Consider the following 9866-nt stretch of genomic DNA (forward strand, 5'->3'; position numbering starts at 1 on the left):
CCGCGCGCCCGCCCGCGCCCGTGGAGGTTGATCATGGCTGAGGCCGAGCAGGACGGTACGGACCGGCGGAACATGGTGGCGGCCTTCGTCAAGGAGGTCCGGGGCGGGGACGGCGGCCCTTCGAAGGTGGTGCCGCGCGCCTGGGCGGTGGGCCTCACCGTGCTCGTCGTCGGTGCGGGCGCGGTCGGCGTCGGCATGCTGGCCAAGAGCGGTCAGCACGGGCCGGCGAAGGCGGCGGCCGAGCACCCGGTGACGGCCACCCCCTCGCCGAGCGCCTCGACCGGCTCCGGCCAGCCGGCGCCCGGCACCCCGGGCAACGCGGCCCCGCCCCTGGCGAACACCGACACCGGTGCCGGCGGTTCGGGCGGCGGTTCGGGCGGCGGCAACCCGCAGGGCCGGTCGGCCCCCGCGCCCGGCGACAACGCGCCCGCGCCCTCGAACAACAACGCGCCCGCCCCGGCCGGCGGCGCTCCGCTCGTACCCCAGAACAACCAGGCGGCTCCCGCCCCGGCCGCTCCCGCCCCGGCGGCCCCGGCCCCGGCGGTCCCGGCGCCCAACCTGGCGGCGGCCAAGTCCGCCGCCTACACGGCGGTGGCCGGCTACGGCTGCCCGTCCAACAGCCTCCAGGGCTTCTCCGAGGCCGGCCGGTACTCCAACGGCAGCGCCGGCTGGGTCAGCGTGGGCAGCGCCGGCTGGGCGCAGGACGGCTGCAAGGGCCAGTTCGACGCGATGCCGATGTCGGGCGACGCGAAGGAGGACGACCGGAGCAACTACGCCCTGTGGACCTTCTCCCCGGGCGCGGCGGGCCTGCGCACGGCCACCTGCCAGGTCCAGGTGTACACGCCCAAGGACGGCGACATCACGCACGTCGGCGGGGAGCCGGCGCACTTCGAGGCCTACGGGTCGTCCAGCCTCTCCTCCGGGATGCTGAACGCCTTCGACGTCGACCAGCGGGGCCACCTCGGCGAGTGGAAGGACGTCGGCACCTTCAGGACCACGACCGGGGTGCTGATGATCAAGCTGGACAGCCGGGGCCTGGACTGGCACGGGAAGACGAAGACCAACGCCCACCTGGCGGTCGCCCAGATGCGGGCGACCTGCAATTGAGCCCTGTGGGTGCGGTACCAGGCCCCGAAGGGATGCGCGCATGAGCAAGACGTGGGTCAAGGTCGCCCAGCGGGGCTGGGGCGTCCAGCGCAGCATCGGCGCGGCGGTGCGCACGGCCGCCGACGGCGGGGTCGTCTCGGTGATGCCGGGCGAGTACGCGGAGAGCGTGCTGCTGGAGCGCGGGGTCAGCCTGGAAGCGGCCGAGGGGCCGGGGACGGTCACGATCGCCCCGGCGCGCGGGCCCGCGCTCACCGTGGCCGGCGGCAGCCCCACCGTGCGGGGGCTGCTGCTGCGCGGCGCCGACCCGCGGGAGCCGGCCGTGCTGATCGGCGGCGGCGCACCCGTGCTGGAGCACTGCGAGGTGGTCGGCGGCCGGGTCGAGGTGGCCGGGCGGGCCGCGCCGGTGCTGCGCGACTGCGCCGTCCGCGGGGCGGTCGGCGTCGGCCTGCGCCTGGGCGGGGACAGCCGGGCCGTGGTCGAGGGCTGCGCGGTGACCGACACCGAGGGCGTCGGGCTGCTGGTCGCCGAGGGCGCCGTCCCCGAGGTGCGGAGCACCAGGATCGGCCCGAGCAGCGCCCAGGGCCTGTACGTCGGCGGCACCGGCGGCGGCTCGTTCGAGGGCTGCGAGGTGACCGGCAGCGGTGGCGCGGCCGTCCGGGTGGCCGACGCGGCGGCCCCGGTGCTGCGCGCCTGCCGCCTGCACGGCAACCACGCGGCGGGCCTGCACGTCTCGGCCGACACCCCCGAGCCGCTCGCGGCCGGGTCGGCCGACCCGGCCGAGGGCGGCACCGTGCTGACGGACTGCGAGATCACGGGCGCCGCCACCGTGGGCGTCCTCGCCGACGAGGACGCCCGGGTGCTGCTGCGGGACTGCCGGGTCGCGCGGACCGGCGGGGCCGGGATCGTGGCCGTGGACCGCAGCCGCCTGCGCCTGTACGACACCGTCACCACCGACACCGGCGACACCGGGCTGGCCCTGGGCCAGAGCGCCTCGGCGCGGGTCGAGGGCGGCGGCTTCCTGCGCGCCACCGGCAACGGCGTGTACGTGGCGGGCGAGGCCGAACTGGCGCTGAGCGGCAGCGAGGTGGCGGACGCGGGCTTCAGCTGCCTGCACCTGGGCGAGGGCGGCTCCGCCGACCTGGCCGACTGCCGCCTGCACGGCACACCGGAGCACGGCATCAGGGTCACCGGCAACTCCCTGCTGAGCGCCGAGGGCACCACCGTGGAGCAGGCCCGGATGGCCGGGGTCTCGGTGGAGGAGCGGGCCGACGCGGTGCTGCGCGGCTGCACCGTACGGGCCACCGGCGTCGGCGTCCGCCTGGACACCCGCCACCGCCCGCTGCTGGAGGACTGCGAGATCGCCGCCACGGCGGGCGCGGGCGTGGAGGTCGGCGAGCGCACCGGCGTGCTGCTGAACCGCACCAGGATCCACGACACCGGCGGCTCCGGCCTGCTCGCGGCCGAGCGGAGCACCCCCGTGCTGGACGGCTGCGAGATCACCGACACGGCGGGCAGCGGCATCGTGGTGCGGGCGGGCGCCGACCCGCGGGTGCGGGCGAGCACGATCGCGCGCACCGCCAAGAACGGCCTGTACCTGGACGAGGGCGCGCACGGCCTGCTGGAGGACTGCGCGCTGTCCGAGACCGGCTACCCGGCCCTGTACGTCGGCGCGGGCGCCGATCCCGTGCTGCGCCGCTGCCTCGTCCACGACACCGCCGAGGACGTCGCGCTGGCCGAGCGGGCCGCCGCCGTGCTGGAGGACTGCCGGACCGAGCGGGTCGAGCAGGCCACCCTGCCGGCCGTCGGCGAGCCGGTCGCCCCGGGCACCCCGGCCGGGATCGCCCGGCCCTGGTCGCTGCCGGGAACGACGGCCGGAACGACGGCCGGGGCGACGGCGGGGGCCGGCGCGCCGGCGGGCGACGGCGAGGCGGGCGGGACGGAGGAGCGGGACCGTGCCGAGGCCGAACTGGCGGCCCTGCTCGCGGAGTTGCACCGGCTGGTCGGCCTGGAGCGGGTCAAGCGCGACGTCGAGACCATGGTCAAGCTGATGCAGCTGGTCCGGCGCCGCAAGGAGCTGGGCCTGCCGCCGCCGCCCACCAGCCGCCACGTGGTCTTCGCGGGGAACCCGGGCACCGGCAAGACCACCGTGGCCCGGCTGTACGGGCGGATCCTGCACGCGCTGGGCATGCTCTCCAGCGGCCACCTGGTCGAGGCGGACCGCGGCGACCTGGTCGGCGAGTACGTCGGGCACACCGCGCCCAAGACCACGGCGGTGTTCCGCCGGGCGCTGGGCGGGGTGCTCTTCATCGACGAGGCCTACGCGCTGGTGCCGCACGGCCAGGGCGGCGACTTCGGCCAGGAGGCCATCTCGACGCTGGTCAAGCTGATGGAGGACCACCGCGACGAGGTCGTGGTGATCGTGGCCGGCTACCCCGGGGACATGCAGCGCTTCATCGACGCCAACCCGGGCCTGGCCTCCCGGTTCACCCGTACGCTGACCTTCGACGACTACCTCGGCCCGGAGCTGGTCGACATCGTCGCCCACCAGGCCGAGCAGCACCGCTACGACCTGCCGGAGCCGACCCTGGCCGCGCTGGCCGGGTACTTCACGGAGCTGCCGCGCGACGAGGGCTTCGGCAACGGCCGTACCGCCCGCCAGGTCTTCCAGTGGATCACGGAGCGGCACGCCCAGCGGATCGCCGACCTCGACGCCCCGACGGCCGAGGACCTGACCACCGTCCTGCCGGAGGACCTGCCGGAGTTGAGCGCGGCGGTCTGAGGCGCGGCGGTCCGGGGCACGGCGGTCCGGCGCACGGCGCCCCGGGGCTCCCCGCCCCGGGGCACGGCGCCGGCGACCGGTCAGGCCGTCGGCCTCGGCGCGACCTCCGGGAGGATCGACCCGTGGTCGGCGGACGCGTAGGCCTGGCCCGCCAGGTCCAGCCGGGCCAGGTAGACGCCGTAGATCTCGACGGCGTCGGCCACCTGGCGCAGCGCCGTCTGCAGCTCGGGGTTGATGATCGGCGCGAACTTCTGGGCGGCCTTCTGGACGCCCTTGTCCGGGATGGGCCCCGTCCGCGCGATCGGGCCCATCCCGCCGGCCAGCCCCGAGTTGTCGTACCAGGTCCCGACGGGGGCGAACTCCTGGCCCCAGAAGGTGCCGCTGGCGACCACGGCGTCCACCTTGGCCTTCAGGGCGTTGTAGGCGTCCACCACCCCGGAGGTGGTGGACGCCCCGCCGACGATGACGGAGTAGACCGTCGACAGGTCCACCGAGAAGGACGCGTGGCTGGGCGGCGCGGGGGCGGTCCCGGACGGGCCGGTCCCGGACGGGGCGTTGGCGGGGTTCGTGAAGCCCTCGTTGAAGCCCGGGACGTAGCCGTTCTCCCACAGCATCTTCAGGGTCGGGTCGGCCGCGCCCCCGCCCGGCTTGGGGTCTCCGCCGCCGCCGTCCTCGGGCGACGGGACGTAGATCGGGGAGTTGATCGGGGCGACCACGCGGACCTCCGGAGCAGGGAGCGGGCAGTGAACAGGGCCATCCTCGCCCACCGGCCGCCCGGGGCGGGAGGTCCCCGTTCGGGGACGCCGGGGGGACAGAAAGCGGGTCTGTCCCGCCCGTCCGGCCGCTGCCTAGACTCCGCAGGGCCGACGTGCGTACGTGGACCAGCCGTACGCGGATCGGGCCGGGCCGGACCGGTGCGGATCGGCCGAACGACGAGCCCCCGGGGAGCGCCTGCCGTGGCCTACACCTTGCAGGAATTCAAGGTCGACCTGCAGCAACTGCTCGAAGCGTCCGGCACGCTGGGCGCCGAGAGCGAGAACATCAAGGGGGAGATCGACGCGATCGCGACGGCCCTGGCACCCCTGGAGACCGGCTGGATCGGCCCGGCCGGAACCTCCTTCGCCGCCATCACCAAGGTCTACAAGGACGACATGGTCGACCTGCAGAACCTGCTCGACGAGATGACCAGGCGGATGCGGTCGGCCTACCGGATGTACCACGACATGGAACTGGCCAACTACAACAACGTGCGCGCCTGATGAGCGTCGACCCCGGCGCCGGCACCCCCGCCCCGGCCACGCCCGACTACGACACGGTCAAGCTCACCATCCCGCTGCACGAGATGGCGGCCGTCAAGGCCACCGTCGAGACCTCCCTGAACAGCATCCTGGACAGCCTGGTCACGATCGAGCAGACCCTCGCCGACCTCAAGCTGGGCTGGGCGGGACAGACCGCGGACCAGGCCAAAGCGATCTTCGACCAGTGGAACGCCTGCATGGCGGAACTGGTCGGGACCAAGACCAAGGCCAAGCCCGACGGCGCGGACGGGGTCTTCCAGCGGCTGATGATCGCCGTGGGCAGCGCGGCCGCCAACTACGACCACGCCGAGGACTTCATCGTCACCAAGCTCTTCGCGCCGCTCACCGCCGCCATCGGCGCCCCCTCGACGGGCTCCGGCGACCCGAACGCCTACAACCCGCCGCCGAAGGACCTCGTCAACGACAAGAGCAACACCGTGGTCGCCGAGATCTTCTGACCCCGCCCGACCCCCGCCCCGGCCCCGGCGCGCCCCCGCGCCAGGGCCCGCCGCACCACCGCCGCAGTCGAGCACCGAGAGGCACAACCAGGTGAGCAGGATCCCCTTCCACCGGCCCACCCGCGCCCTGCCGCCGGCCCTGCCCGACCAGCGCGTGGTGCTGCCCGCCCCGCCGCAGACCCCGCAGGGCGCCAACTCCTCGGCCAGCACCTGGCTCTCCCTGCTGCTGCCGCTGATGAGCAGCATCAGCATGGCCGCCTACATGGTGATGTACCGCAATCCGCTGCTGATCGCGCTGGGCGTCGGCTTCGTGCTGATCTCGATCGCCGCCACCCTCGCCGTCCGCCACCAGATGCGCAGCGCGACCCGTCAGACCAAGGACCGCCAGCGCGAGCGCTACCTGCGCTACCTGACCGACGTCAAGAAGACGGCCCGCCAGGTCGCCGACAGCCAGCGGCTGGCGGCCGGCTGGCTGCACCCCTCGCCGGAGCGGCTCTGGGCGCTCGCCGAGCGCCGCCGCCGGGTCTGGGAACGGCGCGCCACCGACAAGGACTTCCTGCAGCTGCGCCTGGGCCAGGGGCAGGGCCCGCTGGCCACCCCGATCCAGCTCGGCACCCGCAACGACCCGCTCGCGGAGTACGACGAGCAGACCCACGCCGCCGCGCAGCGGGTGGTCGACCAGGCCGGTACGGTCGGCCGCCAGCCCGCCCTGGTCGACCTGGTCAGGACCGGCGTGCTCAGCCTGCTCGGCCCCGCCGACCGGACCAGGGCGCTGGCCCGCTCGCTGCTCTGCCAGCTCGCGGTGCTGCACGCCCCCGACGACGTCACCGTCGTGGTCTGCACCGGCGGCGACCCCGACTGGGAGTGGGCCAAGTGGCTCCCGCACACCCACGAGGCCGGCGCCCCGAGCCCGGCCGGTGTGGTCCCGCTGGTCGCCGCCGAGTTCGAGGCGCTCGCCGACGCCCTGGAGGGCGCGATCACCCGCGCCCAGGCCGAACGGACCACCCGCCGGCCCGTCCTGGCGGGCGCCCCCGCCCCGGTGATGCGCCGGCTCGTCGTCCTGCTCGACCCGTACGACCCGGCCGCCGCCTGGGCCCGCGGCCCGGTGGCCACCTCCCTGCTCGAATCGGCCGGGCCCGACCTGGGCATCACCGTGATCTGCCTGGTCGGCGCCGAGCGCGACGAGCCCACCCGCACCGAGGTGCGCGCCCGGGTGGGCGAGGACGGCTCGCTGGTCCTGGAGGGCCGCAACACCGAGCTGTACAGCCGGGTCGAGGGGGCCGTCGCGGACGCCCCCGCCCCGGAACTCTGCGAGCTCACCGCGCGGGCGCTGGCCCCGCTGAGCCTGTCCGAGGAGCCCGAGCAGCTGCTGGCCCGCACCATCACCCTGCCCGAGATGCTCGGCACCCCCGACGTGGCCGCCTTCGACCCGTCCGTCAGCTGGATCCCGGCCGGCGACGAGCGGCTGCTGCGCCTGCCGATCGGCCTGTCCGGCGAGGGCGACCCGGTGCTGCTCGACCTCAAGGAGTCCGCCCAGGGCGGCATGGGCCCGCACGGCCTGATCGTCGGGGCCACCGGCTCCGGCAAGAGCGAACTGCTGCGCACCATGGTCACCGGGCTGGCGATGACCCACTCCCCGGAGCTGCTCAGCCTGGTGCTGGTCGACTTCAAGGGCGGCGCCACCTTCGCCGGCGTCACCGGACTGCCGCACGTGGCCGGCCTGATCACCAACCTCGCCGACGACCTCTCCCTGGTGGACCGGGTCCGCGCCGCCCTCCAGGGCGAACAGCAGCGCCGGCAGCGGCTGCTGCGCGCGGCCGGGAACGTCGACTCGCTGCGCGAGTACCAGCTGCGCCAGGCGGCCGGGCAGTGCGACGTGGACGGCAAGCCGCTGGAGCCGCTGCCCTACCTGCTGATCGTGGTCGACGAGTTCGGCGAACTGCTCTCCCAGCGCTCCGACTTCATCGACCTGTTCGTCCAGATCGGCCGGGTCGGCCGCAGCCTGGGCATGCACCTGCTGCTGGCCACCCAGCGGCTGGAGGAGGGCCGGCTGCGCGGCCTGGAGTCGCACCTGTCGTACCGCGTCTGCCTGCGCACCTTCAGCGCCGCCGAGAGCCGCGCGGTGATCGGCACCCCCGACGCCTACCAGCTGCCCCCGATCCCCGGCTCCGCCTACCTCAAGGTGGACGAGTCGGTCTACCAGCGCTTCCGGGTCGCCCACATCTCCGGCCCGTACCAGGAGCCCGGCACGGGCGAGGACGGCGCCGCGGCCGGCCTCCCGGTCGTGCCCTTCGAGCTGCGCACCGCGCCGCAGGAGGAGCCCGAGGAGCCCGCCGAGTCCCAGCCGCCGGCCCTGCCCGCCGGCCCCACCGAGATGGAGGTGGCGGTCGACCAGGTCTGCCGGTTCGGGCAGTCCGTGCACCAGGTCTGGCTCGCCCCGCTGCCCGCCGCGATCCCGCTGGACAGCCTGATCGGCCCGGTCTCCGAGCAGCCGGGGCGTGGCCGCCAGGCCGGCCTGTGGCCCGGCACCGGCCGGCTCGCCTTCCCCGTCGGCGTGCTCGACCTGCCCCTCCAGCAGCAGCAGCTGCCGCTCCAGTTCGACTTCGAACGCGTCCACGGCAACCTCGCCCTGGTGGGCGCGCCGCAGACCGGCAAGAGCACCCTGCTGCGCACCACGGTGCTGTCCGCGATGCTCACCCACACCCCCGACGAGGTGCAGTTCTACGGACTGGACTACGGCGGCGGCAGCCTCGGCCCGCTGGAGGCCGCCCCGCACGTGGGCGCCGTGGCCGGGCGCCGCGACGAGCAGCGGGCCCGCCGGGTGCTGGCCGAGCTCGGCCTCCTGGTCGCCGCCCGCGAGCAGCTCTTCGGGGAGCTGGGCGTCGACTCGGTGGCGGCCTTCCGGGCGCTGCGCAAGGCCGACCGGCTGCCGGCCGGGACCCGGGCCGCCGACGTCTTCCTGCTGCTGGACAACTGGGGCGCGATCCGCACCGAACTGGAGGGCGCCGAGGCCTCGGTGCTGGACATCGCCTCCCGCGGCCTGGGCGTGGGCGTGCACGTGATCGTCACCGCCAACCGCTGGGCCGACATCCGGCCGAACCTGCGCGACAGCTTCTCCGGGCGCCTGGAGCTGCGGCTGAACGAGCCCACCGAGTCGGAGGTCAGCCGCCAGGCGAGCCGGCAGGTCCCCAACATCCAGGGCCGCGGCATCGTGTCGCCCGGCGTGCTGTACCAGGCCGTGCTGCCCCGGCTGGACGGCCGCGAGGGCACCGACGGCCTGGCCGAGGCCCAGGAGGACGCGCTCGGCAAGATCGCCGCCTCCTGGCCGGGCGCCGGCGCCCCGCCGGTGCTGATGCTGCCCGACCGGGTGCTGCTCGAGGACCTCGACCCCACGGGGACGGCCGGCTTCGCCGCGGACGAGGTGCCGATCGGCGTCGGCGAGCGCGACCTGGCGCCGGTCGGCCTGGCGATGGGGCCGGGCGACCCGCACTTCCTGGTGTTCGGCGACGCCGGCAGCGGCAAGTCCGCCTTCCTGCGCACCTGGATGGCCGCCACGGCCGCCCGGAGCACCGCCTGGGAGTCCCGGTTCATGGTGATCGACTACCGGCGCAGCCTGCTGGACGCGGTGCCGGAGGACTACATCGGCGCCTACGCGGGCGACGCGGCCGCCGCCGAGGCCTACGTCGACCAGCTGGTCGCCAAGCTGGCCGAGCGGATGCCGCCGCCCGGCATCACGGCCGCCCAGCTCCGCGCCCGGGACTGGTGGGACGGTCCCGAGCTGTACGTGGTGGTGGACGACTACGACCTGGTCGCGGTCGGCCACCAGTCCCCGCTGGCCAGGCTCGCCGACTACGTCACCCAGGCCCGTGAGATCGGCCTGCACGTGGTGCTGGCCCGCCGGGTGGCCGGGGTCGGACGCCCGCTGATGTCCGACCCGCTGCTCTCCCGGCTCAAGGACCTCGGCACCGGCGGCCTGATCCTCTCCGGCGACCCGCGCGAGGGCGTCCTGCTGGGCGACCAGCGCGCGGCCCAGCGCCCCCCGGGCCGCGGCGTCCTCGTCCGGCGCTCCGGACCGGCCAGGCTGCTCCAGGTCGCGCTCCGCGAGGAGGAGCCGGCCTGACCAGCCGGGCTCCTCCCGCCGGGCCGGGGGCTCTCGCAGCCCCCGGCCCGTTCGTACCTTCCCGCCCGCGCTCTCCGCGGCAGTTGCTTCGAGGTGGATCCCCG

At 75.3% G+C, this 9866-nt stretch carries 6 protein-coding genes; 5 read left to right on the forward strand and 1 reads right to left on the reverse strand.

Annotation, left to right across the window (positions count from 1 at the left end; translation table 11 throughout):
- Window positions 1-33 precede the first annotated feature (33 nt).
- Window positions 34-1107 (forward strand): hypothetical protein, encoded by a 1074-nt coding sequence (locus tag AMK13_RS42285; RefSeq protein WP_074004744.1) that lies wholly within the window; start codon window positions 34-36, stop codon window positions 1105-1107.
- Window positions 1108-1147: 40 nt separating this feature from the next.
- Window positions 1148-3886, forward strand: a complete 2739-nt coding sequence (locus AMK13_RS28990; protein WP_074004745.1) for a right-handed parallel beta-helix repeat-containing protein — start codon at window positions 1148-1150, stop codon at window positions 3884-3886.
- An 80-nt stretch (window positions 3887-3966) separates the two neighbouring features.
- On the opposite strand, the gene AMK13_RS43725 is transcribed toward AMK13_RS28990, so the two are convergent.
- Window positions 3967-4602, reverse strand: a complete 636-nt coding sequence (locus tag AMK13_RS43725; protein WP_074004746.1) for a hypothetical protein — start codon at window positions 4600-4602, stop codon at window positions 3967-3969.
- A gap of 240 nt (window positions 4603-4842) precedes the next feature.
- Here AMK13_RS43725 and AMK13_RS43730 point away from each other — a divergent pair, with 240 nt between their 5' ends.
- The 3 genes from AMK13_RS43730 to eccCa all read left to right on the forward strand — a co-directional run bounded on the left by AMK13_RS43730 (window position 4843) and on the right by eccCa (window position 9762).
- Window positions 4843-5145: a WXG100 family type VII secretion target gene (locus tag AMK13_RS43730; protein ID WP_049655551.1), complete on the forward strand. Its 303-nt coding sequence runs from the start codon at window positions 4843-4845 to the stop codon at window positions 5143-5145.
- On the forward strand, window positions 5145-5642 hold the full coding sequence (locus AMK13_RS29005; RefSeq protein ID WP_074004747.1) for a WXG100 family type VII secretion target: 498 nt from the start codon (window positions 5145-5147) through the stop codon (window positions 5640-5642). The genes AMK13_RS43730 and AMK13_RS29005 overlap by 1 nt, the downstream gene beginning before the upstream one ends.
- A 91-nt stretch (window positions 5643-5733) precedes the next feature.
- Window positions 5734-9762 carry a type VII secretion protein EccCa gene (gene eccCa / locus AMK13_RS29010; RefSeq protein ID WP_074004748.1) on the forward strand — a complete coding sequence of 1343 codons (4029 nt, stop codon included), beginning with the start codon at window positions 5734-5736 and terminating at the stop codon, window positions 9760-9762.
- The last annotated feature ends 104 nt before the right edge of the window (window positions 9763-9866 follow it).

Origin of the sequence: Streptomyces sp. CB02056 (assembly GCF_001905545.1) — a bacterium.
Classification (GTDB): Bacteria; Actinomycetota; Actinomycetes; order Streptomycetales; family Streptomycetaceae; genus Kitasatospora.